Here is a 26,372-nt window from a genome sequence, read left to right as displayed (position 1 = left end):
CTCCCCGATGCGACGCGCGTTGCGCAATGCGTCGCCGGACCGGATGTAGCATTTGTTCGTATTGCGCACAAGATTGAGGCCGTCGGACGCTCTCGAAAGCTGGAAGGGTTCGGCGAGAGGGTCCCGCCGCCTCCTGCGGGCTTGCGGCCCAGAAGGCCGGATTGCAAGGCCGTCGTCCGAACCTCACGCAAATTCCCCTTGACGCGCACCTGCGCGCGCCCCTATCAATTTTGCGAACTTAAGTTCGTATTACGAACAAATGAGGAAGCGATGAGCGACGCCTTCATCTGTGACGCGGTGCGCACGCCCATCGGGCGCTATGCCGGCGCGCTGGCCTCGGTGCGGCCGGACGACCTGGCGGCCCACGTGATCCGCGCCCTCGCCGCGCGCAGCCCCGGCCTCGATGCGGCTCAGGTGGAGGACGTGATCTTCGGCTGCGCCAACCAGGCCGGCGAGGACAACCGCAACGTGGCCCGCATGGGCGCCCTGCTCTCCGGCCTGCCCATCGAGGTGCCCGGCTCCACCATCAATCGGCTGTGCGGCTCGGGCATGGATGCGGTGGGCACTGCCGCCCGCGCCATCAAGGCCGGCGAGACCGACCTCATGATCGCCGGCGGCGTCGAGAGCATGAGCCGCGCCCCCTTCGTCATGGGCAAAGCCGACAGCGCCTTCTCCCGCGCCGCCAAGATCGAGGACACCACCATCGGCTGGCGCTTCGTGAACCCGGCCATGAAGGCCCTGCACGGGGTCGATTCCATGCCCGAGACCGCCGAGAACGTGGCGGAGGATTTCCAGATCAGCCGCGCCCGGCAGGACGCCTTCGCGCTGGAAAGCCAGCGCCGCGCCGCCGAGGCCTGGGCCGCCGGCCGCTTCGCCGACGAGATCGTGGCGGTGAGCATCCCCCAGCGCAAGGGCGACCCCAAGCTGTTCGAGCGCGACGAGCACATGCGCCCCGACACCAAGCTGGAAGACCTCGCCCGCCTCAAGGGCGTGGTGAAGCCCGGCGGCACCGTGACCGCCGGCAACGCCTCCGGCGTCAATGACGGCGCGGCCGCCCTGCTGCTGGCCTCCGCCGCCGGGGTGGAGAAGCACGGCCTCACCCCGCGCGGGCGCGTCATCGCCATGGCCACCGCCGGCGTGCCGCCGCGCATCATGGGCATGGGGCCTGCCCCCGCCACCCGCAAGGTGCTGGAGAAGGCCGGCCTCACACTTGCCGACATGGACGTGATCGAGCTGAACGAGGCGTTTGCCGCGCAGGCCTGCGCCGTGCTCGCCGACCTCGGCCTGCCGGATGACGCCGCCCATGTGAACCCCAACGGCGGCGCCATCGCCCTTGGCCATCCGCTCGGCATGTCGGGGGCGCGGCTCATCACCACCGCGCTCTACCAGCTCCACCGCACCGGCGGGCGCTACGCCCTCGCCACCATGTGCATCGGCGTCGGCCAGGGCATCGCCACCATCATCGAGCGGGTGTGACGCCCGCCCACCCCCCTTTTCAAGAAGAGCGCACCGCCATGCTGTTCCATGTCGAGATGACCGTGAAGATCCCGCACGATTTTCCGGTCGAGAAGGCCGACGCCATCAAGGCGGCGGAGAAGGCCTATGCCCAGGACCTGCAGCGGCAGGGCAAGTGGGTGCATCTGTGGCGCGTCGCCGGGCGCTATTCCAACATCTCCATCTTCGACGTGGAGAGCGTGGACGAGTTGCACACCCTGCTCTCCTCCCTGCCGCTCTTCCCCTTCATGGACATCACTGTGACGGCGCTGGCACGCCATCCGTCGGCGATCTGAGGAGCCCGCCCATGATCGACAAGACCAGGCCCGACACGCAAAGCTGCGTCGCCGACATTCCGGACGGGGCGACCCTGCTGGTGGGCGGCTTCGGCGGCGCCGGCATGCCCCACGAGCTGATCGAGGCGGTGATCGCCCGCGCGCCGAAGGACCTCACCATCATCTCCAACAATGCCGGCAACGGCACCACCGGGCTGGCCGCCCTGCTGGCGGCGGGGCTGGTGAAGAAGGTGGTGTGCTCCTTCCCCCGCCAGGCCGACTCGTTTGTGTTCGACAAGCTCTATCGCGAGGGCAACCTGGAGCTGGAACTGGTGCCCCAGGGCAATCTGGTGGAGCGCATCCGCGCCGGCGGCGCCGGCATCGGCGCCTTCTTCACCCCCACCGGCTACGGCACCCCCATCGCGGCCGGCAAGGAGACGCGGCAGATCGACGGGCGCAACTATGTGCTGGAATATCCGCTGAAGGCCGATTTCGCCCTCATCAAGGCCCGGCGCGGCGATCGCTGGGGCAACCTCACCTATCGCAAGACCGCGCGCAACTTCGGTCCGGTCATGGCCACCGCGGCCACCATCACCGTGGCGCAGGTGGAGGACATCGTTCCCCTCGGGACGCTCGATCCGGAAGACATCGTCACCCCCGGCGTGTTCGTGGACCGCGTCGTGGCCATCGGCACGGGAGCCGCCCAATGAGCGACATCGCCTTCACGCCCTGGACGCGCGCCGAGATGGCGCAGCGCATCGCCGCCGACATTCCGGACGGCGCCATCGTCAACATCGGCATCGGCATGCCCGAGCTGGTTGCGGACTTCCTGCCCCAGGACAAGGAAATCCTGCTCCACAGCGAGAACGGCATCCTCGGCATGGGGCCCAAGCCCTCGCCGAACGAGGTGGACTACGACCTCATCAACGCCGGCAAGCAGCCGGTGACGCTGCTGGAAGGCGGCGCCTTCTTCGACCACAGCCTGTCGTTCGCCATGATGCGCGGCGGGCATCTGGACATCGCCATCCTCGGCGCCTTCCAGGTGGCGGTGAACGGCGATCTCGCCAACTGGGCCACCAACGATCCCAACGCCATCCCCGCCGTGGGCGGCGCCATGGACCTCGCGGTGGGCGCCCGCAACGTGTTCGTGATGATGGAGCTGCTCACCAAGAAGGGCGAATCCAAGCTGGTGGCGCACTGCACCTACCCGCTCACCGGCCTCGGCTGCGTCTCCCGCGTCTATACCGACCACGGGGTGATCGACATCACCCCCGAGGGCTTCGTGGCCCGCCAGCTTCCGCCGGGCCTGAGCCTCGAGGCGCTGAACGCGCGCGCCGGCATCGAGATCCGCGCCAGCTGACCCTGCGTGGCCGGGGACGACCCGGCCGCGCCTTGCCCGACGCCCCCGTGCCCGCCCATTGCGTCGCACAGCCCGCCCCTTGCGCCGGGGCGACCGGGCGGCTTTCCTCGTCCCCGATTTGCCCCGCCAGCCGGCGCGGCGCCCCTTCCAGCCGGAGACCGCCGGATGCCCTTCATCGCCGCCGGAGAGATCACCACCCACTACGCCCTCGAAGGCCCCGAGGGTGCCCCCGTGCTGCTGCTCGCCAATTCGCTGGGCACCAGCTTCCATGTGTGGGACCCGGTGATGGCCGAGCTTGCGGCCACCTTCCGGGTGCTGCGCTACGACATGCGCGGCCACGGCCTCACCGACGCGACGCCCCTGCCTGCCGAGAACGCCGGCTATTCCATCCCCCTGCTCGCCGCCGATGCGCTGGCGCTGCTGGATGCCCTTGGCATCGAAAAGGTCCACGTATGCGGCCTCTCCATCGGCGGCATGGTGGCCCAGCATCTGGCCGCGACGGCACCGACCCGCGTGGACCGGCTGGTGCTGTGCGACACCTCGGCCCTCATCGGCCCGGCCTCGGTTTGGGACGAGCGCATCGCCGGCATCCGCCGCGACGGCCTCGCCGCCATCGCGCCGGGGGTGATGGGCCGCTGGTTCACAGACGCTTTCCGGGAGAAGGCGCCGCAGCTCATGCGCGGCTATGCCAACATGGTGGCCCGTACCACGCTGGACGGCTATCTCGGCTGCGCCATGGCGGTGCGCGACGCGGACCTCAGGGCAGCGGCGGCCACCATCACCGCCCCCACCCTCGTCATCGTCGGCGACCAGGACCCGGCGACGCCCCCCGCCTCCGCGCAGGCGCTGGCCGCGGCCATCCCCGGCGCCCGGCTGGAGGTGATCGCGGACGCCTCCCACATCCCCTGCGTGGAGCAGCCCGCAGCCCTCACCCGCCTGCTGGTGCCGTTCCTGACCGCGGCCTGAAGCCCGGGCCTGAAGGACCGACAAGGGGAGGATTGCGCCCGGTGTGCGTTGCGGCGTAATCCTTGGGCCCAGATCGGGGAAACCTCAGGAGCAACGCATGACCACGAGCACCGGCACGACCACCGGGACCGGAACCGCCCGCGCGGCGGAGGGGAGCCTGCTGCGCTCCGACTGGACCGAGGCCGAGGCCCGTGCGCTCTACGACCTGCCCTTCCCCGAGCTGATGTTCCGCGCCCAGAGCGTGCACCGCCGCCACTTCGATCCCACCACGGTGGAGACGGCGACGCTGCTCTCCATCAAGACCGGCGGCTGCGCCGAGGATTGCGGCTACTGCTCCCAGAGCGCCCACCACGAGACCGGCCTGAAGGCCACCAAGCTCATGGGCGTGGAAGAGGTGCTGTCGCAGGCCCAGAAGGCCAAGGACGGCGGCGCCACCCGCTTCTGCATGGGCGCCGCCTGGCGCAGCCCCAAGGATCGCGACCTCGACGCCGTCTGCGCAATGATCTCGGGCGTGAAGGCCATGGGCCTTGAAGCCTGCGTGACCCTGGGCATGCTCACCCCCGATCAGGTGACCCGCCTCGGCGCCGCCGGCCTCGACTATTACAACCACAACATCGACACCTCGCCCGCCTTCTATCCCGAGATCGTCACCACCCGGACTATGGACGACCGCCTCGACACCCTCGCCTCGGTGCGGGCGGGCGGCATCCGGCTGTGCACCGGCGGCATCGTCGGCATGGGCGAGAGCGTGGACGACCGCATCGCCATGCTGCTGGTGCTCGCCACCCTCGATCCCCATCCCGAGAGCGTGCCGATCAACATGTGGAATGAGATCGAGGGCACCCCGGTGATGGGCAAGGCCGACAAGCCGGACCCCATCGCCTTCGTGCGCCTGATCGCGCTGGCGCGCCTTCTGATGCCGCAGAGCATCGTGCGCCTCTCCGCCGGCCGGGACGCCATGAGCGACGAGATGCAGGCCCTCTGCTTCCTCGCCGGGGCCAATTCCATCTTCACCGGCGACGTGCTGCTCACCACCGCCAACCCGGAGCGGGACAAGGACGCGGCGCTGTTCGCCCGCCTCGGCATCCGCGCCGCCGCCCCCGCCGCCACGGAGATGCGCTCCGCCGCGGAGTGAGGGCGCGCGACGGCCGCCTCCGGACGCTCGCCGCAGGAGGCATCAGCCTTGCGCGGTCGGCCTCGCGTGGTCAGCCTTGCACGATCTCGGCGCTGGCGCCGATCAGGGCCGGCGCGGCCAGCCGGGCCGGAAGGCGGATGCTGAAAATGGCGCCCTCGGACCCGTTGCGGACCGAGAGGCTACCGCCGTGGTCGCGGACGATGCCGAAGCTCACCGACAGGCCAAGGCCCGTCCCCTTGCCCGGCGGCTTGGTGGTGAAGAACGGCTGGAAGATGCGCTCCACCACCTCTTCCGGAATGCCGCCGCCATTGTCGGCGACCTCGATCAGCACCTGCTCCGGCGCGCCGATCCTCGCCTCGCCGGCGACGCGCACCGCGATGCGGCCGGCGAAGTGCTCGCCCAATGCGGCGCGGCGCTCGTTGATGGCGTCGCGGGCATTCTGCAGCAGGTTGATGATCACCTGCTCCAGTTGGTCCTGGCGGCAGAGCACGTCCGGCAGGTGGGGCTCGGACATGGTGTTCACCTCGATCTCGTCGAGCCGGAAATGGGCACCGACCACCTGCAGCGCACCCTCCACCGCCTGGGTGGGCTGCGAAGGCTGAAGCTGCTCCTCGCTCTTGCGGCCGAAGATGCGCATGTGGTCGATGATGCGGCTCATGCGCACCGTCTGCTGGATGATGCGGTCGAGCTTGCCGGCGAGATGATCGGGCGGCAGCCCCACCTTCAGGCCGGTCAGGGCGTTGGACGCGGCCAGCCGGATGACGCCGAGGGGCTGGTTGATCTCGTGGGCAAGCCCCGTCGCCACCTCGCCGAGGGAGGCGAGCTTCGACATCTGGTAGAGCTTGTTCTCCTCCATCCGCCGCTGGGTGCGGTCCACGGCGAACACCACCATGTCGCCCCCCTGCCCGGGCGATGCGGCGCGATCGATGTCCTGGAGCGGCGCCACCACCATCTCCACTTCCAGCTCGCTGGTGCCATCGGACAGATGCTCGTCGCGCAGCTGCGGCTCCTTCAGGCCGCGGACCAGGTTGCGAAACCGGCCGCTGGCGAGATAGCGGCGCACCAAGGGTGACAGGGTCGGATCGGCGGCGGTGCCCACCTCGCTGGCGCCGGCTTCGGTGACGTGCATGACGGCGACGCCGGGCACCCGGCTGATGGCTTCGAGCACGTTGGCCTCGCGCTGGCGCGCCAGGGCCTGCACCTCATTGGCCTTCAGCTTTTTCTGCAGTTTCAGGTAGCGCCCGGCCAGAAGCGCGACGATGAACAGCGCCACGGACAGTCCGATCGCCGTGCTCCAGATGGCGGCGCGGAACTCCTTCGACCGCTGCTCCACGGCGGCCAGCGAGTGAGCCACCGTCACCAGGATGGGGTATTTCGTCGAGGCAACGGCGTATCCCACCCGCGCTACGCCGTCGAAGACACTCACTTCGTCATAGACGACCGCCCCGTTCGCGATGGTTTGCCGGAAGGCCCGGCTTGCGGAAACGTCTTCGCCGAAGCTGGTGGCGCGGGCCGCGCGGGCGCGAACGATGCCATCGCGGCCGACGAGAGCGATCAGCATGTCGTCCTCGGTTCGCAGTTGCTTGTAGAAGTCGATGAAGTCGCTGATCGCGTACGACGCAACCGCCACGCCGGCAAACCGGCCTTCCGCGTCGACGAGCGGCCGAGCGAGCGGGATCCCCCACTTCTTCGACAGCAGGCCCAGCACCGGCTTGCCGATGGAGAGCCCCGCATGGACAGCCTCCCTGCCGAGGTAGGCGCGCATGTACTCGCGGCCCGACAGGTCCTTCTGCTCCATGCCGTCGGTGGGCAGGCTGCTGGCGATCAACATCCCCGCCTTGTCGGTGATGGTCACCTGGAGCACGGCCGGAGGCAGGTTGAAGCTGCGCAGCATGGTATGAACCTGCACCGGCGAGGCGGATGCGTCATACGTGCTGGCGATATTCAGGAGCAGAAGGTCGACCGGCGCGATGGATTGCTCGAAGCTGCGCAGCAGCAGCGTCGCGGTGCGCCGGGCGTCGGCCACCGCCTCGTCCCGTTCGGCCCGGTCATGCATCTGGTACAGCGCCAGCGCCGCGACGAACGGGATGACGCCGACCAGGACCACGAGGCCGACCAGCATCAGCGTGACCGGATTGACCAGCCCCCGCAAGCCGTCGCCCAGTGCCTCAGGCCCCTTCATCCTTGCCGCCATCCAGTTCCACCAGCGCCGCACACAGGTCCTCGAAGGCCAGCGGCTTGCGAAAGCACCGCACCACGCCGGCCGCGAGCGCCTGTGCGATATCGCCGGGGGCAGCGTGGCCGGTCATCATCAGGAAATCGATCTTGCGCCCGGGAAAGGTCTCTTGAACAGCCTTGATCAGCGTGATGCCATCCATGTCGGGCATGCGCATGTCGGTGAGGATGACGCGGATGGCGGGGTCGCGGCGGAGCGTATCGATGGCCTCGGCGCCCCGCCCCACCGAAATGGTGGCGTGGCCGAGAAAACCCAGCGCCTCGACCAGTTCGTCGAGGTATTCGGGCTCGTCATCGATGACAAGAACCTGGTCCATGCGACACCGCTCAAGACCAACTCCGGCCATCCGCGCCGGATATCATCAGGTTGAACCGACCTGAACGGGCATGAACAACGCAACGAGGCAGACCTTGCAGCCCCATTACGATGCCATCTGATCACAACGCTGCCCTGAGCTCCGCGAGACCGGAATGCACTGCACAGCACGACCAAGATACCGTCAAGGCGAATTGATTTCATTTTGGATTGAATTAGAGACAAACTTCAACCAGAAGCCGAAAGAACAGGCGCCGCGATAACGGCCTGCTTGCCCTTCAGGCTGGACTCGGCCATCGCCGTACGGGGATCGCTGGAGGAGAAGATGGACGGGCGGACCGAAACAGCCCCGCGTGTTCTGCTGGTGGACGATGATCCCGACGTGCTCATCGAGTTGCAGGAGGGCCTCGGCATGCTGGGCATCGCCGCCCTGACCGCCGGCACCGCGGTCGAGGCGCTCGACCTGGTCCGGCTCAATGACGACCTGCAGGTCATCGTCACCGACCTGGAAATGCCACGCATCGACGGCATCGAACTGCTGCAGAAGCTCTCGGCACGGCGGCGCAAGCATCCCATGGCCGCCATCGTCATCACCGGCCACGCCTCCCTCGACCGTGCCGTCGGGGCGTTGCGGCTGCATGCGGTGGACTTCCTGCAGAAGCCGCTGGCCGCGGAGGAGGTTGCCCACGCCATCACCCGCGCCTTCGCGCTGGTGGAGGACGAGGCCGGCTCCGGAGACGAAGCGGCGGCGACGGGCCACATCGCCCGCCCCGTTTCCCCGCGCGCCCAATATCTCCGCGTATTGGTCGCCGCCCGCGCCGACCGCGACTCGCTCTTCCAGGCGGGCCTGTTTTCCGACCCCGCCTGGGAGATGATGCTTGATCTGGCGGTGGCGGAAGCGAGTCAGCGGCCCATCTCGGTCACCAGCCTGTGCATCGCCTCCGGCGCGCCCACCACCACCGCCCTGCGCCGCATCGACGACCTGGAGGCGGCGGGGCTCGTGACCCGCGTTCCCGACGCTTGCGACCGGCGGCGCATCATCGTCCACCTCACCGATCTGGGGCGCGAGCGCATGGAGGCCTTCGTGCGCCGGCAGGCCGAGCGCTTCGGCATAAGGCTGGATTGAGACCTGGCGTCGTCGGCCCGCCTGCGGACCATCGGATATGGGAGCGCCCGGCTCCGAGAACCGGAACGGGCCGGATGGCACCGCATGCGGCCACCACCCGACCCGCCCACCCCGTGCCGGTCAGGGCTTGACACGGGATCCCGACTAGTACGCCCGGCGCTTCCGAAGACGGCTCGGCGTGACCCGGATCGATATGGAACGGATCTAGCACGCACAACCGGGAAACAAATTGGGAGACTGATCCAAATGGGATCGAATCCGCCGCGCCCCGCTCCGGCATGGAGCGGGATTCGCCGCTCTTGGAATACGCCATGTGGGCAGGAACCGGCGTCGCCGGGCAGAGCGTGGTGATTCGCGCCCTATCGCGCCGATTCGCACGCCCTTCTGGCCTTGTGCGTCCGCGAGATAGCCCGGATTCCGGCCTCGACGGTCGAGGCGGCGCGTGCGGTCAGCGCATATGCGGGGCAGGGTATATGCGGGGGAAGTGGTGGAGCCAGGCGGAATCGAACCGCCGACCTCTTGAATGCCATTCAAGCGCTCTCCCAACTGAGCTATGGCCCCACGCGGGGAAGCGTGGTCGCGTCCGGGACGATCCGGGCGAAAACCCGAGCCGCGTGCCGCACGCTTATGGGAAATTTGGTGGAGCCAGGCGGAATCGAACCGCCGACCTCTTGAATGCCATTCAAGCGCTCTCCCAACTGAGCTATGGCCCCACTGAACCGCGGCCTGCGCGCAGGACGCCCCGTTGGGAGGAGCGCCGGATCTGCGTGCCGGGAAATCCGCGGCGGATGCTTGGTGAACCTTGATCGTGAAACCAGGTCCGCCGAGCGAGAGCGGCCTTTAAGCACAGGCCGCGTCGGGTATCAAGCCTCTTCGTCGTCCTCGAGGCCCTCACCGATGAGATCGGAGACGTCGTCCCCATCATCTTCATCTTCTTCGAGGAAGGTGTCGTCGTCACCGGCCTCGATGTCGTCGTCCACGTCCACATCGTCGCCCACGACCACCTTGGCGGGAGCGGAGGCTTCCTCATCCGCTTCCTCGAGGCTGATGACCTCGGCCTCGGTGTCCTCGGCTTCAACCTCCTCGACCGCACCACGCGGCTCGGCTCGGCTCGAGCCGCGGACGGCGGGCTCGAAATAGGATCGCGGATAGGACTCCCCCGTGAACGGCGACACGACGGGGTCCTTATTCAGGTCGTAGAACTTGCGCCCCGTAACAGGACAGATGCGCTTCGTGCCGAGTTCAGCTTTCGCCACGGCAAAGATCCTCGGAAGGGCTAAACAGGAGCGTGCTCCATTGGCGCCAGACGTATCCCCTGTCAAGGCCCGATCATCAGCCGGGCGCGGGGCGGTGACGCCTCGCCGCGCCCTGTGCTAGAGCACGCGCCGGTCGGCTTGCACGGCGAGGCGACCGGATCCGGCTTTTCGCAAGCCGGCCTTTACAACAAGAATCCGTCGCCCCGGACGTCATCGATTAAGACGCCAACGCTTGAGGAAGGCCCCCATGTCCGCCACCCGCAGCGCCGCTCCCGCCTCCGGCCACGGCGACGGCCCGGCTCAGCCCGCGACCGCCCTTCGCTCCCCCGCGCTCACCGGCCGCGTGCGCGTTCCCGGTGACAAGTCCGTGTCCCACCGCGCGCTGATCTTCGGCCTGTTCGCGGAGGGCATCACCCGCATCACCGGCCTGCTGGAAGGCGAGGACGTGCTGAACACCGCCAAGGCCTGCGCCGCGCTCGGCGCGCGCGTCACCCGCCGCGGCCCCGGCGAGTGGGAGGTCGAGGGCGCCGGCGCCGACGGGCTGTCCAGCCCCGCCGCCCCGCTGGATTTCGGCAATTCCGGTACCGGCGTGCGCCTGATGATGGGCGCGGTGGCCGGGCAGGACGTGACCGCCACCTTCGACGGCGACGCCAGCCTCAGGCGGCGCCCCATGAAGCGCGTGCTGGACCCGCTCACCGCCATGGGGGTGGAGATCGTGGACAGCGCCGAGGGCGGGCGCCTGCCCCTCACCCTCAAGGGCAGCGACAGGACGAAGGCCATCACTTACGAAACACCTATGCCGTCGGCGCAGGTGAAGTCTGCCGTGCTGCTGGCCGGGCTCGGCGCCGCCGGCGAGACCGTGGTGATCGAGCGCGAGGCCACCCGCGACCACACCGAGCGCATGCTCGCCCATTTCGGCGCCGACGTGCGGGTGGAACCCCATGGTGCCCACGGCCGCCGCATCGCCCTGAAGGGCCGGCCGACGCTCGTGGCCGCGCCGGTGGACGTGCCGGCCGACCCCTCCTCCGCCGCCTTTCCGCTGGTGGCGGCGCTGATCGTGCCCGGCTCCGACGTGACCTTGACCGACGTGATGATGAACCCGCTGCGCACCGGCCTCATCACCACGCTGCTGGAAATGGGCGCCCGCATCGAGGTGGTGGCCGAGCGCACCGAGGGCGGCGAGCGCGTCGCCGACCTGCGCGTGCGCCATTCCCGCCTGAAGGGCGTGGAGGTGCCGCCCGAGCGGGCGCCGGCCATGATCGACGAATATCCCATCCTCGCCGTGGCCGCCGCCTTTGCCGAGGGCGTCACCGCCATGCGCGGCCTCTCCGAGCTCAGGGTGAAGGAAAGCGATCGCCTGGCGGCGGTGGCAGACGGCCTTGCCGCCTGCGGCGTGGCCCATGAGGTGGTTGGGGACGACCTGCTCGTGACCGGCGCCACCACGGTCAAGGGCGGCGGTCCGGTCGCCACCCACATGGATCACCGCATCGCCATGTCGTTCCTGGTGCTGGGCCTTGCCAGCGAGGAGGGCGTGAGCGTGGACGACGTGGCCTTCATCGCCACCTCCTTCCCCACCTTCATGCCCATGATGCGCGGCCTCGGCGCCGTCATTTCGTGAGGTGACAGCCATGGTCATCGCCATCGACGGGCCGGCGGCCTCCGGCAAGGGCACGCTGGCCCGCCGGCTCGCCGCCCACTACGGCCTGCCCCACCTCGACACCGGCCTGCTCTACCGGGCCGTGGGGGCTATCGTATCGGCGCAGGGGCGGCTTCAGGACGAAGCGGCCTCGGTGGAGGCGGCGCGGACGCTGGACGTGGCCACGCTCGATCCCGAGGCCCTGCGCACGGCGGAGCTGGGCGAGGCGGCCTCGGTGGTGGCGGCGCGCGGCGGCGTGCGCGCGGCGCTGCTGGATCTCCAGCACCGATTCGCAGCCCAGCCCGGCGGCGCGGTACTGGACGGGCGGGACATCGGCACCGTCATCTGTCCGAAGGCACAGGCCAAGCTGTTCGTCACCGCCTCACCGGAGGTGCGCGCCGAACGGCGCCACCGCGAACTGATCGGGCGGGGCGAGGACGTGGCCTACGAGACGGTTCTGGCAGACATCCGCAAGCGCGACGAGCGTGATTCGGCCCGCGCCGCAGCCCCGCTGGTGCAGGCGGACGACGCGGTTCTGCTCGATACCTCGGCGCTGGATATCGCCCAGGCGTTCGCGGCGGCCCTCGCCATCGTGGAGGCGCGGCGGGCCGGGCGGTGAAGCATCACACCTTCAGCCGGTCGAAGGTGCGCGCCATCTCCTCGCGGCTCACATGGTCGATCATGGCGGGCTCGAACACGTCCGTGCCGGCGGCGAAGGCCGCCTCTGCATCAGGCCGCTCCAGGGCGATCCGCAACGCCGCTACCAGATCATAGAGCGCCCACGGGTGGCCGGTGTCGCGCAGCGCCGATTGCAGCGCGCCCTGCACCAGCGCCCGCACGGTGCGATGGGATTCGGAGACCGGAACCTCGTCGGCCTCCCCTTCCAGCGCGGCGACGCAGGCCTCCTCGTTGAAGGAGACGTGGCCCCGGCACGCCAGCGGGCGCACCGGATAGATCACGCAGATGCCTTCCACGAGAAACGGGCATTCGCGCCCCAGCGCCATGGTGCCGGCGGCCTCCGGCGCGATGGCGGCGGCGGCGGCGAGGCGCGCGGGCAGATCGATGCCCACCTTGCGGAAGCCGTCCGCCATGGCCCGCACGTAGCGCGCCACCATCAGCACCTCGGGCGCGGTGGCCACCACCTGGATCCGGCAGCAGGTGCCGCACCCCTTGCGGCAGGCCAGCGGCGGCAAGTCCCGGGTCTGCTCCGCCACATTGTGCTCGTAGCTGGAAAACGCCTGCATCCAGATGCGGTCGAGCAGATTTGGCGCGCCCTTGTTTGCAGCGAGCGTGCTGCCGAAGGCTTCGTGCTGAGCGCGGAAAAACAGGGCCGGCCCGGCCTCTTCGCGCCCATCCTCCGCCTGCCCCTCAGAAGCGATCGCCACGGCAAGCCTCCAAAAATACCATCCGCCCGCAACGGGCGCCGCGCCACGCTCCCCAAGATGGAGAGCCGGCGCATTGAGATGGAACAAGCTATGTTTCGTTGGATACAACGATCAACATAGGGAAACTGCGTAGGGCGCTTGGGGGGGTGCGGGACCGTCACGAAAGGGGAGAGCCCGCACCGGCGCGGTGCGGGCTCTCCGGCATCTCAGAAGAAGGTGCCGACCACGCTGGTGTGCTCCACCGACGGCGGGTTGGCGAAATGGGGGCTGGCGAGGCGGCGCCATTCCTGGAACTCGGGCGAGTTGCGGAAGTGGACCATGTGGTCTTCCACCGTGTCCCAGGTCACCACGAGATAATAGCGGCTGGGCGATTCCACCGAGCGCTGCAGCGACAGGCCGCGGCAGCCGCGCGACTTCTGGAAGAAGGGGGCAGCTTCCTTCACTCCGGCCTCGAAGGCGGCTTCCGAGCCTTCCTTGATGTCCAGCGTGGCGATCTCATAGACCATGATGTTTTCCTTCACAGCGACGGCCCGTCCGCGCCGCCGCGCGGGACATTAAGGCTTCGCCCCGCCGAGGCAAGATTGCCCGGCACCGGCGCGCAAGCCTGCCAATGCACTTGCCAACACACTTGCCAAGCCGGGAGGGAAGAGGCAAACCCGCACCATCATTGCGAAACACGAGCTTTGCCATGGCCCATTGGCTCTATAAGTCCGAACCCTTCAAATGGTCGTGGGACATGCAGGTGAAGGCCGGCGCCAAGGGCACCCACTGGGACGGGGTGCGCAACCACCTCGCCAAGCAGCAGTTGCTGGCCATGAAGAAGGGCGACCGGGGCTTCTTCTACCATTCCAACGAGGGCAAGGAGATCGTCGGCATCGTGGAGGTCATCAAGGAGGCCTATCCCGACCCCTCCGACCCCTCCGGCAAGTTCTTCATGGTGGACATCAAGGCGGTGAAGCCGCTGAAGACCCCGGTGACGCTCGCCGCCGTCAAGGCCGAGCCTAGGCTTCAGGAGATGGCTCTCATCAAGTTCTCCCGCCTGTCGGTGCAGCCGGTGAGCGACGAGGAATGGGACATCGTCTGCGGGATGGGCGGGGTGTGAGAGCGCCCATCGCCGACCCTCTCGCCTTCATCCGCGCCGAAACCCGCCTCAACCCGGTGCCGCTGGTGCCGGAAATCTCGCTCCATGTGGCCGACGAGGCCGTGCCCCTCTGGCAGCGCACCGAGGAGGAACTGGGCGAGATGGGCCTGCCGCCGCCGTTCTGGGCCTTCGCCTGGGCCGGCGGGCAGGCGCTGGCCCGCCACGTGCTCGACCATCCCGAAGCGGTGGTGGGCCGGACCGTGCTGGATTTCGCCTCCGGCTCCGGCCTCGTGGGCATCGCCGCCATGAAGGCGGGGGCGGCGGCCGTCACCTGCGCCGACATCGACCCCTTCGCCCGCGCCGCCATCGGCCTCAACGGGCAGGCCAACGGCGTGGTGCTCACCGCCGCTGAGCAGGACCTCATCGGCACGGACGAAGGCTGGGATACCGTGCTCGCCGGCGATATCGCCTATGAGAAGGACCTCTCCGCGCGGGTGTTCGACTGGCTACTGGCCCTCAGCGCACGCGGCGCCACCGTGCTCATCGGCGATCCCGGCCGCACCTATTTGCCGAAGGACCGGCTGGAGCATCTCGCCGAATACAGCGTGCCGGTGACCCGGGAGCTGGAGGACATGGAGATCAAGCGCACCAGCGTCTGGCGCCCCAGAGAGGGTTAAGCCTCACACCGCTCAGCACGGCCCCTCCGGCTTGCTGCAGAAGGCCCTGTGCAGCGCCTCGATGATATGGAGCACCTCCTCGCGGGCGATGCGGTAGTGCACGCTCGTGCCCTCGCGCCGCGCCTCCACCAGCCCGTCGGCCCGCAGGCGCATGAGCTGCTGCGACATGGGCACCTGCTCGATGCCCAGTTCGTCCCGCAATTGGCCCACCGACTTTTCCCCACTGCCCAGGGAGCACAGCACCAGAAGGCGCTGGGGATGGGAGAGGCTGCGCATCAGCTCGGCCGCCCGTTCCGAAGCGGGCATCATATCAACAACATTCATGATCTTGAATTTATAATATTTGAATGTTAAGTGCAAACGAACACGCACGGGCACGGGGCCCGCGCGTTTTCAAGGGAACAAGATAATGTCGGTTGATCGCGCCGTCATGCTGTTTGCCGGGTTTATGGTCCTGGCCTCCCTCGGCCTCGGCCTTTTCGTGTCGCCGTACTGGTTCTGGCTCACCGCCTTCGTGGGCGCGAACCTGATGCAGGCGTCCATCACCGGCTTCTGCCCGGCCGCCATGGTGCTGAAGAAGCTGGGCCTGAAGCCCGGCGTCGCCTTCTCCTGAGCCCGCGCCCGGCGCCGGCCGGGCTGAAGAGACCTTAAGATGCACCTGCCCTCCCTCGCGGTCCTCGCCGCGCTCGTTGCCGCTCCCCTCGCCGCCTCCGCCGCTGCGGCGGAGGATTTCACCGTGCGCCTGGAACAGGTGCCGGAACTGAAAGCCGTGTTCGGCGAGGTGGAAAGCCGCACCGTGGTGCCCGCCCGCGCCCGCATCGGCGGCACCCTCAGAACGGTGTCGGTCACCGAGGGCAGCCAGGTGAAGGAGGGCGACGAGATCGCCCTGGTGGTGGACGACAAGCTTGCCCTCACCCTCAATGCCGCAGACGCCAAGATCAAGGAGCTGCGGTCCCAGCTCGAAAACGCCCGCGTCGAGCTGGACCGCACCCAGCAGCTGGTGGCCAAGGGCGTCGCCAGCCAGAGCCGGCTCGACACCGGCAAGACCCAGTTCGACGTGGCCACCAACCAGGTCACCGCCGCCGAGGCCGACCGCGCCGTGGTGCTCCAGCGCGCCCGTGAGGGCGCCGTGCTGGCCCCGGCGGACGGACGCGTCCTCACCGTTCCGGTGACGCCGGGCAGCGTGGTGCTGGCCGGCGACGAGATCGCCCGCATCGCCTCCGGCCCCTATTACCTGCGCCTCAGCCTGCCCGAGCGCCACGCCGCCGACATCCGCGAGGGCGGCACGGTCCGCATCGGCCGGCGCGGCATCACGCAGGATACGGCCGGGACGCCGGCCACCGCCCGCCTTGGCCGGGTGGTGAAGGTCTATCCGGAAATCACCGCCGGCCGCGTCATGGCCGACGTGGAGGTGGATGGCCTCGGCGACTATTTCGTCAACGAGCGCACTTTGGTGTGGGTGGAGATCGGCCGCCGCGCCGTGCTCGCCATCCCTCCTGCCCTGGTCTCGACCCGCCACGGCATCGACTATGTGCGCGTTGCCACGCCGCGCGGGGCGCTCGATGTGCCCGTGGTGCTGGGCGCCCGCCTCACCGACGCTGCCGGGGAGCGGGTGGAGGTGCTCACCGGCCTTGCCGACGGCGACAAGATCCAGGCGCCGGGGCACTGACATGACCAGCAAGACCTCCTCCCTCGGCCTCGCCGGCGTGCTGACGCGCGCCTTCATCACCTCGCCGCTGACGCCGCTGCTGCTCATCGCCGCCTTCGCCTTCGGCCTCATCGCGCTCATCACCCTGCCGCGCGAGGAGGAACCGCAAATCTCCGTGCCCATGGTGGACATCTCCGTCTCGGCCCAGGGCCTGAAGGCGGAAGACGCGGTGAAGCTCGTGACCGAGCCGCTGGAAACCATCGTCAAGGCCATCGACGGGGTGGAGCACGTCTATTCCACCACCCAGGACGACGGCGTCATCGTCACCGCCCGCTTCCTCACCGGCACCAGTCCGGATGCCGCCATCCTGCGCGTGCACGAGAAGGTGCGCGCCAATCTCGATCGCATCCCCGTGGGGATCACCGAGCCGCTCATCGTCGGGCGCTCCATCGACGACGTGGCCATCCTCGTCCTCACCCTGACCCCCAAGCCCGAGGCGGCGGAGCGCTGGAATGCCAACGCCCTCACCCGCGTCGCCCGCGAGCTTCAGGCCGACATCGCCAAGCTTCCCGACATCGGCCTCACCTACATGGTGGGGGAGCAGCCGGAACAGATCCGCGTCGCGCCCGATCCCGAGCGGCTTTCGCTCTATGGCATCACGCTGGCCCAGCTCGCCGGCAAGCTCGAAGGCGCCAACCGCACCTTCAACACCGGCACCGTGCGCGAGGCCGCATCCCAGCGCACCCTCGTCGCCGGCCAGACGCTCCAGACCCCGGCGGAAATCGGCAACATCCTCGTCACCGCCCGCGACGGCCGCCCGGTCTATGTGCGCGACGTGGCTCAGGTGACCCTTGCCACCGACACCGCCGAGACCCGCGTGTTTCATGTGGCGAAGACGGCGGACGGCCTTGCGCGCCGGCCCGCCGTTTCGCTCGCCATCGCCAAGCGGCCCGGCACCAATGCGGTGGTGATCGCCGATGCCGTCCTGCGCCAGATCGAGGCCGCCCATGGCGGCATGCTGCCGGCGGACGTGGAGGTGCAGGTCACCCGCAATTACGGCGAGAGCGCCAACGAGAAGGCCAACGAGCTGCTGCTGCATCTCGGCCTCGCCACCGTGTCCATCGTGGTGCTGGTGGGCTTTGCCATCGGCCGGCGCGAGGCGCTGGTGGTGGCGGTGGTGATCCCCACCACCATCCTGCTCACCCTCTTCGCCGCCCGGCTCATGGGCTACACCCTGAACCGGGTGAGCCTGTTCGCGCTCATCTTCTCCATCGGCATCCTGGTGGACGACGCCATCGTCGTCATCGAGAACATCGCCCGGCACTGGGCCATGAAGGATGGCCGCACCCGCGCCGAAGCCGCCATCGATGCTGTGGCGGAGGTGGGCAACCCCACCATCGTGGCGACGCTGACCGTAGTGGCCGCGCTGCTGCCCATGCTGTTCGTGTCGGGCATGATGGGGCCCTACATGAGCCCCATCCCGGCCAATGCCTCGGCGGCCATGGTGTTTTCCTTCTTCGTCGCGGTGGTGCTCACCCCCTGGCTGATGCTGAAGCTCGCCGGCCGCGACACCGGCACCCCCGTCCATGCCGAGGCGGCGGACGGTGGGCGGCTGGGGCGCTTCTATCGCCGCGTGGCCGCGCCCATCCTCGCCTCGCGGGCGCGCTCGGGGGCCTTCCTCGCCGTGGTGGGGGTGGCGACACTGGCTTCGCTGAGCCTGTTCTACACTCACGGCGTGACGGTGAAGCTGCTGCCCTTCGACGACAAGACCGAGCTGGCCGTCATCCTCGACCTGCCCGCCGACACCTCGGTGGAGACCACCAACCGCACCCTGCAGGACATGGTGACCGCGCTGGCCGATCTGCCGGAAGCGGTCGCGTTCCAGACCCACGCGGGCACCGCCGCGCCCTTCAACTTCAACGGGCTGGTGCGCCATTACGGGCTCAGGTCCGCGCCCCGGCAGGGCGACATCGAGATCACCCTCCAGCCCAAGGGCGCGCGCAGCCGGGCGAGCCACACCATCGCCCTCGACGTGCGCCAGCGGCTGAAGGCCATCCCCCTGCCCGCCGGCAGCGCGCTGAAGGTGGTGGAGCCGCCTCCCGGCCCGCCGGTGCTGGCGACCCTGCTGGCCGAGATCTACGGCCCGGACCCGGACACCCGCCGCGCCGTCGCCCGCAAGGTGCGCGCGGCGTTCGAGAGCGTGCCCTATATCGTGGACGTGGACGACAGCTTCGGCACGCCCGGCGAGCGGGTGCGCCTCGCCATCGACCAGGACAACCTCGAATTCTACAAGGTGGAGCAGGCGGACGTTTACGACGCCATCCGCTCCGTCTTCACCGGGGCGACCCTGGGCTATTCCCATCGCGGCGGCGGGCGCGCGCCCATTCCCATCCGCCTCGCCCTGCCCAAGGGCGAGCAGGCGGTAGACCCGCGCACCCTCTCCACCCCGGTTCCGGCCAACGCCCTGCCCGGCGGGCGCGGCGTGGTGGAACTGGGCGACGTGGTGCGGGTGGTGCGCGAGCCGGCCTCCTTCCCCATCTTCCGCCATAACGGCCGCGCCGCCGAAATGGTCTCCGCCGACCTCGCCGGGGCCTACGAGGCCCCCGTCTACGGCATGCTGGCGGTGTCGAAGGCGCTGGCGGCGGCGGACTTCGGCGACCTGCCCAAGCCTGAGATCACCCTCCACGGCCAGCCCACCGACGAGAGCCGCCCCACCCTTTTGTGGGACGGGGAATGGGAGGTGACCTATGTGACCTTCCGCGACATGGGCGCGGCGTTCGGCGTGGCCATCCTCGGCATCTATATCCTGGTGGTGGCGCAGTTCGGCTCGTTCAAGCTGCCGCTGGTGATCCTGACGCCGATCCCGCTCACCTTCATCGGCATCATGGCGGGGCATTGGCTGTTCGGCGCGCCGTTCTCGGCCACGTCCATGATCGGCTTCATCGCGCTGGCGGGCATCATCGTGCGCAATTCCATCCTGCTGGTGGACTTCATCCGCCACGCCCGCGCGCCGGGCCGCCCGCTCAAGGACGTGCTGCTGGAGGCGGGCGCCATCCGCTTCAAGCCGATCCTGCTCACGGCGCTCGCGGCCATGATCGGGGCGGCGGTGATCCTCACCGATCCCATCTTCCAGGGCCTCGCCCTCTCGCTGCTGTTCGGCCTCGCCTCCTCCACGGCGCTGACGGTACTGGTGATCCCCGCCATCTACGTGGTGCTGCGCGGCGAACGACAGGCGGCCTGAGGCAAGGCCATGGTGGACAGCGCAGGAATGGCCCGGATTTCGCACCCCGGGGCGCTTGACAGCATGGGGCCCCAACTCATAAATGGCGCCTCCCACGGATCGGGGCCGTAGCTCAGATGGGAGAGCGCTGCAATCGCACTGCAGAGGTCAGGGGTTCGATTCCCCTCGGCTCCACCAATCAGACGACATAAGCTATCGAATTATAATGGGCTTCTGATGCTTGTTTCGCATCACCCCCACCGCCGCCCCCACAGCGTGACACTGGCTTTAGGCGAACGTTTCCGGACGCATCTGGACGATTATTGTCCCCTAAAAAGGTAAGGGGCCGCCATCCGGTGGGCAGCCCCTTAGGCTCCGCCCACGACGCGATCGGCCGTGCGGGCAAGTTCGGCCTCGATCGGGACCTCGTCCCACAGGCCATCCCAGATGAAATGATGGAAACGGCCGTACCGTGCCGGATCAAGGCGTTCGGCCATGGGCCGCATGCTCTTGCGCTCACCCGGACCGATCAGGCCTGCCACATAGAGCGGGCACATCTGCCGTCGCTTCTTGTGCTCCAGCAGGGCGACAAACGGCTTCAGAAACGCCCCCAGCGCCTCATCCCAGCTCGCCATGGCCTGCGCCACAATCCGGGCGCAAACCTCAACAGCCAATCTTATCAATGCGTTAATCGGCCAAAGCAGTGCTAGACGGCCGCTTTTCACTGGATTTGGGAGATGGTTTCACAGATCGCGGGACGGCCGTCCGATGGCGTGTTAGGTCTCGGCCCTCGGTCAAGCCAGATCAAAGGTCCGCCATGGACAACCGCGCCGGCGAGATGATGGTGTTCGTTCGCGTGGTGGAAGCGGGAAGCTTTTCCGAAGCGGCCCGGCTGATGCTGATGACACCCTCCACGGTATCCAAGCTGATCGCCCGCCTGGAAGCGCGGCTGGGGGTGCGCCTGATCGAGCGATCGACCCGCCGGCTGGCGCTGACCGGAGAGGGCCAGTTCTATTACGAGCGCAGCCAAGCCCTGCTCGGCCAACTCGACGAAACCGAGCAACAGATCGCCCAGGGCGGCGCCGAGGCCGAGGGCGTTGTGCGCGTAACCTCATCGGTGAGCTTCGGCTCCGCGGCCCTGGAACCGGTCCTGCCGGCCTTCTTCGAGGCCTATCCAAAAGTGATCGTCGATCTCTCGCTCTCGGACGAGGTGGTCGATCTCTATCTCGACCGCACCGATGTGGCGATCCGGGTGGGCAAGCTCATGGATTCCAACCTGATGGCGCGCAAGATCGGCGAGACGCGGCGGCGCATCGTCGCCTCCCCCACCTATCTCGCGCGCCACGGCACGCCCGCTACGCCGGAAGATCTCGTCCACCACAATTGCCTCGGCTTCAATTTCCGCCGCGCGATGCCGGTCTGGCCCATGCGCGAAGGAGGACGGATCGTCGAGCGCATGTTGAGCGGGTCGCTGCTGGTCAATAACGGCGACACGCTCCGCCGCATGGCGATTGCCGGCGTCGGCATCATCAGGCTCGCCGACTACCATCTGCGCGAGCCCATCGCACGGGGCGAACTGGTGGAGCTTCTGGCCGACACCGACATCGGCGTGACGGACGATGTCCATGCCCTGTTCCGGGGCGCGCAGTTCCTGCCTGCCCGCGTCCGGGCCTTCCTGGATTTTGCCGTGCCGCGCATGCAGACGTTTTTGGCGCACGGCTAGGCCACTCACGCGACACGCTCCCCTGCGCACGCCGCCACCGCGTCGGCGGCGGCTGCCTGTGGACGCGGTGGCGGGGACGGGATCGCAGGATCAGCCTGCGACGGGAAGCGGCGCCGCCGGATTGACGAGGCCACGCTCGCGCAGTTCGGCCCAGAATGCGGCCGGAATGGGTTCGCGCAGCGCGGCGCCATCCTCGGCGATCCGCTCCGGGCGGCTGGCACCGGGAATGACCGCGGCCACTGCGGGATGGGCAAGCGAGAACTGCAGTCCGGCCGCCTTCATGGAGATGCCGTAGCGATCGGCGATGGCCTTGATCGCCGCGATGCGCGCGCTCATGACAGGCGTCACGGGGGCGTACTCGAAGTTGGGCCCGCCGACGAGGGCGCCCGAGCTGTAGGGGCCGCCGACCACGATGCCGAGGCCGCGCTCCTGAACCATCGGCATCACCCGCTGCAAGGCCCGGTCATGGTCGAGCAGCGTGTAGCGCCCGGCGAGGAGGAAGCCGTCGGGGCGCGGCTCGTCCAGCGCCAGCAGCAGCTCGATGGGCTCGACCCGATTGACGCCCAGCCCCCAGGCCTTGATGACGCCCTCATCGCGCATTCGGTCTAGCGCGCGGAAGGCGCCCTTGCGCGCCTCCTCGAACCGGCCGAGCCATTCATCGCCATAGAAGTCCTGCGCCACGTCATGGACGAAGGCGATGTCGATATGATCGACCTTCAGGCGCTTGAGGCTGTCCTCGATGGACCGATAGGTGGCGTCTTCCGAATAGTCGTTCACGATCTTGTTGGGGCGGCCATATTTGAAGACCTCGCCCTTCTCCCCGAGATCGCGGGCGCTGATGTCTTCGATCTCGTCGAGGATGATACGGCCCACCTTGGTGCTGATGACGAACTCGTCCCGCGGCTTGCCGGCCAGCATCTCGCCCATGCGGATTTCGGCGAGGCCCGCACCGTAGAAGGGTGCGTTGTCGTAGTAGCGGATGCCGTCATTCCAGGCCGCCTCGACGGTGGCGCGCGCCTCCGCCTCGGGGATGTCCCGGAACATGTTGCCGAGGGGCGCCGCGCCAAAACCGAGTTGCCCGCGCAGGATAGCCTTGAGTGCCATGACCTGAACCTTTCGATTCCCTTCCAGACCCGATGTCTGGTGTCAGGCAATGAAATACGGCGTGCGGGATATCCTCAGTAGCCGGCCCGTGATCTCAGCACTTTGGAATGTGGTTCATAGGCCGGTGCTTCCCAGGCCCTCCGTTATCGCCGTATTGCCGGCACGGCTAAACACGACGCCAACGCGAAGACCTTCCATCTTGAGAGTCCGGGGACGCTTTCGATCAATTGCCTTCAACATTCGGCTAAGCCTTGTAGAAGCCGAGGAACATCGCGATGCCGCTCTCGATCAGGCGATCGGCCGCGCGACCGCTCGAGGGGGGAAACCCCAGGGCCCCGCTCAGCTTGATGTCCTCGGTGACCAGCGCGAGAAACTGGTGCGCCGCCAGTTCAGGATCAGGAATCCGGAGGCGGCCCGCGTCACTCAGCGCACGGAGATAGCCCGCGATCTGATGGATCGCGGCACCTGGCCCTTCATCATTGAAAACCTGGGCGAGACGGGGAAACCGCGGCGCGACCGGAATCAGGATCCGGAAGATGTCGAGCCCCTCGCGGTCCGCGAAAATGCCTCGATAGTTGGCCGCCACCTTGCGCAGCTCCTTCGAAACGGTGGCGCTCTTGGGGTCCGGCACGTAGAGGTTGGCGTTCACCGCCCGGCATTCGACCCGGATCAGTTCCTCGAAGAGGGCGGCCTTGTTGGAAAAGTGCGCATAGAGAGTCGCCTTGGACAGCGCGCCGACGCGCGCGATCGCGTCCATGCTGGCGCCGTCGTAGCCCACCTCCAGGAACACGGCGCGGGCCGCCGCGAGGGCCTCCCGGGCTTTGGGCCTCAGGGAGCTGGCGTCTTGCGGCTCAAGGGATGAAGCGTTGCATTCCGACATGCGTTCAATCTAATCGAACTGTACGGTTCAGTCCATATTGACTCTCCACCTGCCTCGCCCTACTCGTATATCGAACTGAACGGTTCGGTTCAGGCTGTTGTACCGGGGTGCCATCACACATGCGAGACCTGTCTGCCCTTTCCGGGCTCGCGCCCTGCTTAAAGGGAGGCGCCTTCGCCGCTTCCCTGCTGCTCATGAACGGCTGCATGGTGGGGCCGGACTTCGAGGCGCCCGATGCACCGCGCGTCAGCGGCTACCTGCCCGAAGGCACGCCCCGTCCTACGACCTCGGCGGATGTCCATGGTGGAAGCCGCCAGGTCTTTCTCCGCGGTCGCGATCTGCCCGGCGAGTGGTGGCGGGTGTTCCGCAACAAGCAGATCGATGCCTTCGTCGCGGAGGCGATCCGCAACCATCCGGACGTGACCGCCGCCCAGGCTGCGCTGCGGGCGGCACGCGAAAACGCGCTGGCCGGCGAGGGCGCGCTGTTTCCGCAGGTGTCGGCGAGCGGCAGCGCCACCCGGCAGGTCGCCTCGCTGGCGAGCCAGGGCGAGAGCGGCAACACCAGCCCCTACAATCTCTACAACGCCTCGGTCAGCGTCAGCTATGTGCTGGACGTGTGGGGCGGCACCCGCCGGCAGGTCGAGGCGCTGGAGGCGCAGGCGGACTATCAACGCTTCCAGCTGGAGGCAACCTATCTCAGCCTGACCGCGAATGTGGTGACGGCGGCCATCACCGATGCCTCTCTGCGCGCGCAGATCGAAGCAACCAACGACATCATCAAGTCCGAGCAGGAACAGCTCAAGCTGGTCCAGCGCCAGTTCGAGCTGGGCGCGGTGGCTCAATCCGACGTGCTATCGCAGCAGTCCAATCTCGCCCAGACCCAGGCGACCCTGCCGCCGCTGCAGAAGCAGCTCGCCCAGCAGCGTAACCAGCTGATGGCCTATCTCGGCCGGCTGCCGAGCCAGGATCGGGGCGAGCACGTGACCCTTGCCAGTCTCACATTGCCGCGCGATCTTCCCGTCAGCGTCCCCTCCGCGCTGGTGCGGCAGCGGCCCGATATCGGCGCGGTGGAGGCGAGCCTGCACAAGGCCACCGCCACCGTGGGCGTCAACGTGGCCAATATGCTGCCGCAGGTTCAGCTCACCGGCAGCTACGGCAGGGCCGGCCTCACCCCCGACAGCCTGTTCTCGCCGGGCACCGCCGCTTGGAGCATCGCCGGCAGCGTCGCACAGACGGTGTTCGACGGCGGGACGCTCTACCACGACAAGGAATCCGCCGTCGCGAGCAACGAGCAGGCGCTGGCGCAATACAAGAGCACGGTCATCACCGCCTTCCGCGACGTGGCGGATTCGCTGCGCGCCATCGAGGCTGATGCCAGCACGCTGAAGGCCCAGCTTGCCTATGAGAAGGCGGCGCAGGAGAGCGTGAAGATCTCCCGCACCCAGTATCTGGCCGGCGCGGTGACCTATCCCTCGGTGCTCACAGCCGAGCAGAACTTCCAGCAGGCCGTGGTCGCGCGGGTGAAAGCGCAGGCCGCCCGCTTCACCGATACCGCGGCGCTGTTCCAGGCCCTGGGCGGCGGCTGGTGGAACCGCGTGGACCAGACGGCGCAGGCCGAACCCCGCACCAACGCCGGCTATTTCCAGGACCACTGAGCGGTACGCACGACCCCTCGCCCCTGCGCCCTCAAAACGCCACCTGCGCCGCAGCTGCAAGAAGAGACGTCAGATGAAGAAACGGATGATCCTCATGCTGGCCGCCGTCGCCCTGGTTTTCGGGGCGCTATACGGCTTCCAGCTCTTCAAGGCGAGCATGATCAAGCAGGCGCTGGCCTCGCTGCGCGACCCGCCGCAGACCGTCGCGACCACGGTGGCTGGCCTCACGCCCTGGCAGTCCACCGTCAAGGCGGTGGGCAGCGTGCGCGCCGAAGCGGGGGCAGACTTGGCGCTCGAGAGCTCCGGCACGGTCGCGAAGATCAATTTCAAGTCTGGTGACGAGGTGCGCGAGGGGCAGGTCCTCCTTCAACTGCGCGACGAGCAGGAGGTGGCCAATCTCGCCGCCCTGAAGGCGACTGCGGACGTCAGCGCCATCATCCTCAACCGCGACCAGGAGCAGTTGAAGATCCACGCGGTGAGCCAGGCAACCATCGACAGCGACACCGCAAACCTCAAGAAGGCGCTGGCCCAGGTGGCCGAGCAGCAGGCGGTGGTGGACAAGAAGACGCTGAAGGCGCCCTTTTCCGGCCGGCTCGGCATCCGCTCCGTCGATCTCGGCCAGTATGTGAGCGCGGGCACGGCGGTGGTGACGCTCCAGTCCCTCAACCCCATCTTCATCGACTTCTACCTGCCGCAACAGGCCCTCGCCGAGGTGAAGACGGGCCAGACGGTGAAGGCCACGGTGGATACCTATCCCGGCCAGGCATTCGAGGGCACGGTGACGGCCATCAGCCCCAAGGTGGACGTCACCTCGCGCAACGTGCAACTGCGCGCCGAGTTCAGGAACGACGATCACCGCCTCACCCCCGGCATGTTCGCCACTGTCGAGGTCGCTGTGGGAACGCCGGACGCGTTCGTTACCGTGCCGCAGACGGCCGTGACGGCCAATCCGTATGGCGACATCGTCTTCGTGGTGGAGAAGAAGGAGGGCTCGGCCACGGGCCTCGCCGCGCGTCAGGTCTTCGTGAAGACGGGCGCGACGCGGGGCGACCAGATCGCCGTCCTATCAGGCATCAAGGAGGGCGACCAGATCGTCGCCGCCGGGCAGATGAAGCTGCACAACGGGTCCCAGGTCAGCGTCAACAATACGGTGCTGCCGGCCAACGACCCCGCTCCCTCCATCGTCGATCGCTGAACCGA

Annotated in this window: 25 protein-coding genes, 3 tRNA genes and 1 pseudogene; 18 read left to right on the top strand and 11 right to left on the bottom strand. The window is 68.2% G+C overall.

Going from position 1 to position 26,372, the window contains the following annotated elements; translation table 11 throughout:
* Positions 1-270: 270 nt before the first annotated feature.
* The 6 genes from pcaF to bioB all read left to right on the top strand — a co-directional run bounded on the left by pcaF (position 271) and on the right by bioB (position 5,230).
* On the top strand, positions 271-1,476 hold the full coding sequence (pcaF, locus tag V5F66_RS00885; protein ID WP_394093003.1) for a 3-oxoadipyl-CoA thiolase: 1,206 nt from the start codon (positions 271-273) through the stop codon (positions 1,474-1,476).
* A 38-nt stretch (positions 1,477-1,514) separates the two neighbouring features.
* Entirely contained in the window at positions 1,515-1,790 is a 276-nt protein-coding gene (catC, locus tag V5F66_RS00880; protein WP_012113139.1) for a muconolactone Delta-isomerase, read from the top strand.
* A gap of 14 nt (positions 1,791-1,804) precedes the next feature.
* Positions 1,805-2,479, top strand: a complete 675-nt coding sequence (locus V5F66_RS00875) for a 3-oxoacid CoA-transferase subunit A (RefSeq protein WP_445329419.1) — start codon at positions 1,805-1,807, stop codon at positions 2,477-2,479.
* The gene (locus V5F66_RS00870; protein WP_012113137.1) at positions 2,476-3,129 is read left to right on the top strand and encodes a 3-oxoacid CoA-transferase subunit B; all 654 of its coding nucleotides are present in this window, start codon (positions 2,476-2,478) and stop codon (positions 3,127-3,129) included. The genes V5F66_RS00875 and V5F66_RS00870 overlap by 4 nt, the downstream gene beginning before the upstream one ends.
* Before the next feature lie 165 nt (positions 3,130-3,294).
* Complete coding sequence (gene pcaD, locus V5F66_RS00865; protein WP_394006328.1) at positions 3,295-4,095, top strand: 3-oxoadipate enol-lactonase; 801 nt, start codon at positions 3,295-3,297, stop codon at positions 4,093-4,095.
* A gap of 97 nt (positions 4,096-4,192) precedes the next feature.
* Complete coding sequence (gene bioB / locus V5F66_RS00860) at positions 4,193-5,230, top strand: biotin synthase BioB (protein WP_012113135.1); 1,038 nt, start codon at positions 4,193-4,195, stop codon at positions 5,228-5,230.
* Between the two features lie 70 nt (positions 5,231-5,300).
* On the opposite strand, the gene V5F66_RS00855 is transcribed toward bioB, so the two are convergent.
* Positions 5,301-7,412 (bottom strand): ATP-binding protein, encoded by a 2,112-nt coding sequence (locus V5F66_RS00855; protein WP_394093001.1) that lies wholly within the window; start codon positions 7,410-7,412, stop codon positions 5,301-5,303.
* Positions 7,399-7,782 (bottom strand): response regulator, encoded by a 384-nt coding sequence (locus V5F66_RS00850; RefSeq protein WP_012113133.1) that lies wholly within the window; start codon positions 7,780-7,782, stop codon positions 7,399-7,401. The genes V5F66_RS00855 and V5F66_RS00850 overlap by 14 nt, the downstream gene beginning before the upstream one ends.
* Before the next feature lie 324 nt (positions 7,783-8,106).
* On the opposite strand from V5F66_RS00850, the gene V5F66_RS00845 reads away from it, so the two are divergent.
* Positions 8,107-8,907: a response regulator gene (locus V5F66_RS00845; protein WP_394093000.1), complete on the top strand. Its 801-nt coding sequence runs from the start codon at positions 8,107-8,109 to the stop codon at positions 8,905-8,907.
* A 485-nt stretch (positions 8,908-9,392) separates the two neighbouring features.
* On the opposite strand, the gene V5F66_RS00840 is transcribed toward V5F66_RS00845, so the two are convergent.
* The 3 genes from V5F66_RS00840 to V5F66_RS00830 form a co-directional block, all read right to left on the bottom strand.
* A tRNA-Ala gene (locus V5F66_RS00840) sits at positions 9,393-9,468 on the bottom strand.
* Between the two features lie 76 nt (positions 9,469-9,544).
* A tRNA-Ala gene (locus V5F66_RS00835) sits at positions 9,545-9,620 on the bottom strand.
* A gap of 150 nt (positions 9,621-9,770) precedes the next feature.
* A complete protein-coding gene (locus V5F66_RS00830) occupies positions 9,771-10,163 on the bottom strand; it encodes a TIGR02300 family protein (RefSeq protein WP_012113131.1) in 393 nt (130 codons plus the stop codon).
* A gap of 247 nt (positions 10,164-10,410) precedes the next feature.
* On the opposite strand from V5F66_RS00830, the gene aroA reads away from it, so the two are divergent.
* Together aroA and cmk are read left to right on the top strand one after the other, a co-directional pair.
* Complete coding sequence (aroA, locus tag V5F66_RS00825) at positions 10,411-11,781, top strand: 3-phosphoshikimate 1-carboxyvinyltransferase (protein ID WP_394092999.1); 1,371 nt, start codon at positions 10,411-10,413, stop codon at positions 11,779-11,781.
* Between the two features lie 10 nt (positions 11,782-11,791).
* Positions 11,792-12,418: a (d)CMP kinase gene (gene cmk, locus V5F66_RS00820; RefSeq protein WP_394092998.1), complete on the top strand. Its 627-nt coding sequence runs from the start codon at positions 11,792-11,794 to the stop codon at positions 12,416-12,418.
* A gap of 4 nt (positions 12,419-12,422) precedes the next feature.
* Here the strand turns inward: cmk and V5F66_RS00815 are convergent, their stop codons facing one another.
* The gene (locus tag V5F66_RS00815) at positions 12,423-13,184 is read right to left on the bottom strand and encodes a YkgJ family cysteine cluster protein (RefSeq protein ID WP_394050354.1); all 762 of its coding nucleotides are present in this window, start codon (positions 13,182-13,184) and stop codon (positions 12,423-12,425) included.
* 206 nt (positions 13,185-13,390) lie between these two features.
* Positions 13,391-13,690: an antibiotic biosynthesis monooxygenase family protein gene (locus V5F66_RS00810; protein WP_012113127.1), complete on the bottom strand. Its 300-nt coding sequence runs from the start codon at positions 13,688-13,690 to the stop codon at positions 13,391-13,393.
* A 182-nt stretch (positions 13,691-13,872) separates the two neighbouring features.
* Between V5F66_RS00810 and V5F66_RS00805 the strand changes: the two genes are divergently transcribed.
* Together V5F66_RS00805 and V5F66_RS00800 are read left to right on the top strand one after the other, a co-directional pair.
* Positions 13,873-14,286, top strand: coding sequence for an EVE domain-containing protein (locus V5F66_RS00805; RefSeq protein WP_041575204.1), 414 nt, complete (start codon positions 13,873-13,875; stop codon positions 14,284-14,286).
* Positions 14,253-14,942: a class I SAM-dependent methyltransferase gene (locus V5F66_RS00800; protein WP_394092997.1), complete on the top strand. Its 690-nt coding sequence runs from the start codon at positions 14,253-14,255 to the stop codon at positions 14,940-14,942. The genes V5F66_RS00805 and V5F66_RS00800 overlap by 34 nt, the downstream gene beginning before the upstream one ends.
* 12 nt (positions 14,943-14,954) lie before the next feature.
* On the opposite strand, the gene V5F66_RS00795 is transcribed toward V5F66_RS00800, so the two are convergent.
* Positions 14,955-15,251, bottom strand: a complete 297-nt coding sequence (locus V5F66_RS00795) for an ArsR/SmtB family transcription factor (RefSeq protein ID WP_394003322.1) — start codon at positions 15,249-15,251, stop codon at positions 14,955-14,957.
* Between the two features lie 100 nt (positions 15,252-15,351).
* Here V5F66_RS00795 and V5F66_RS00790 point away from each other — a divergent pair, with 100 nt between their 5' ends.
* The 4 genes from V5F66_RS00790 (at position 15,352) to V5F66_RS00775 (ending at position 20,008) form a co-directional block, all read left to right on the top strand.
* Positions 15,352-15,555: a YgaP family membrane protein gene (locus V5F66_RS00790; protein WP_012113123.1), complete on the top strand. Its 204-nt coding sequence runs from the start codon at positions 15,352-15,354 to the stop codon at positions 15,553-15,555.
* A gap of 39 nt (positions 15,556-15,594) precedes the next feature.
* Complete coding sequence (locus tag V5F66_RS00785; RefSeq protein WP_012113122.1) at positions 15,595-16,611, top strand: efflux RND transporter periplasmic adaptor subunit; 1,017 nt, start codon at positions 15,595-15,597, stop codon at positions 16,609-16,611.
* 1 nt (position 16,612) lies between these two features.
* Positions 16,613-19,831, top strand: a complete 3,219-nt coding sequence (locus V5F66_RS00780; protein ID WP_394092996.1) for an efflux RND transporter permease subunit — start codon at positions 16,613-16,615, stop codon at positions 19,829-19,831.
* 101 nt (positions 19,832-19,932) lie between these two features.
* A tRNA-Ala gene (locus V5F66_RS00775) sits at positions 19,933-20,008 on the top strand.
* A gap of 176 nt (positions 20,009-20,184) precedes the next feature.
* Here V5F66_RS00775 and V5F66_RS00770 read toward each other — a convergent pair.
* Positions 20,185-20,445 (bottom strand): annotated as a pseudogene (locus tag V5F66_RS00770) (transposase); the annotation flags it as partial.
* A gap of 182 nt (positions 20,446-20,627) precedes the next feature.
* On the opposite strand from V5F66_RS00770, the gene V5F66_RS00765 reads away from it, so the two are divergent.
* A complete protein-coding gene (locus tag V5F66_RS00765) occupies positions 20,628-21,533 on the top strand; it encodes a LysR family transcriptional regulator (protein ID WP_394050360.1) in 906 nt (301 codons plus the stop codon).
* Between the two features lie 90 nt (positions 21,534-21,623).
* Here the strand turns inward: V5F66_RS00765 and V5F66_RS00760 are convergent, their stop codons facing one another.
* Positions 21,624-22,637: an aldo/keto reductase gene (locus V5F66_RS00760; protein ID WP_394003316.1), complete on the bottom strand. Its 1,014-nt coding sequence runs from the start codon at positions 22,635-22,637 to the stop codon at positions 21,624-21,626.
* A 244-nt stretch (positions 22,638-22,881) separates the two neighbouring features.
* Positions 22,882-23,517, bottom strand: a complete 636-nt coding sequence (locus V5F66_RS00755; protein ID WP_012113080.1) for a TetR/AcrR family transcriptional regulator — start codon at positions 23,515-23,517, stop codon at positions 22,882-22,884.
* Positions 23,518-23,636: 119 nt separating this feature from the next.
* On the opposite strand from V5F66_RS00755, the gene V5F66_RS00750 reads away from it, so the two are divergent.
* Positions 23,637-25,172, top strand: coding sequence for an efflux transporter outer membrane subunit (locus V5F66_RS00750; RefSeq protein ID WP_394006315.1), 1,536 nt, complete (start codon positions 23,637-23,639; stop codon positions 25,170-25,172).
* A 73-nt stretch (positions 25,173-25,245) separates the two neighbouring features.
* Positions 25,246-26,367 carry an efflux RND transporter periplasmic adaptor subunit gene (locus tag V5F66_RS00745; protein ID WP_012113078.1) on the top strand — a complete coding sequence of 374 codons (1,122 nt, stop codon included), beginning with the start codon at positions 25,246-25,248 and terminating at the stop codon, positions 26,365-26,367.
* Positions 26,368-26,372: the final 5 nt, after the last annotated feature.

Source organism: Xanthobacter versatilis (genome assembly GCF_043193975.1).
Taxonomy (GTDB): domain Bacteria; phylum Pseudomonadota; class Alphaproteobacteria; order Rhizobiales; family Xanthobacteraceae; genus Xanthobacter; species Xanthobacter autotrophicus_E.
This window is presented reverse-complemented; position numbering and strand designations above follow the sequence as displayed.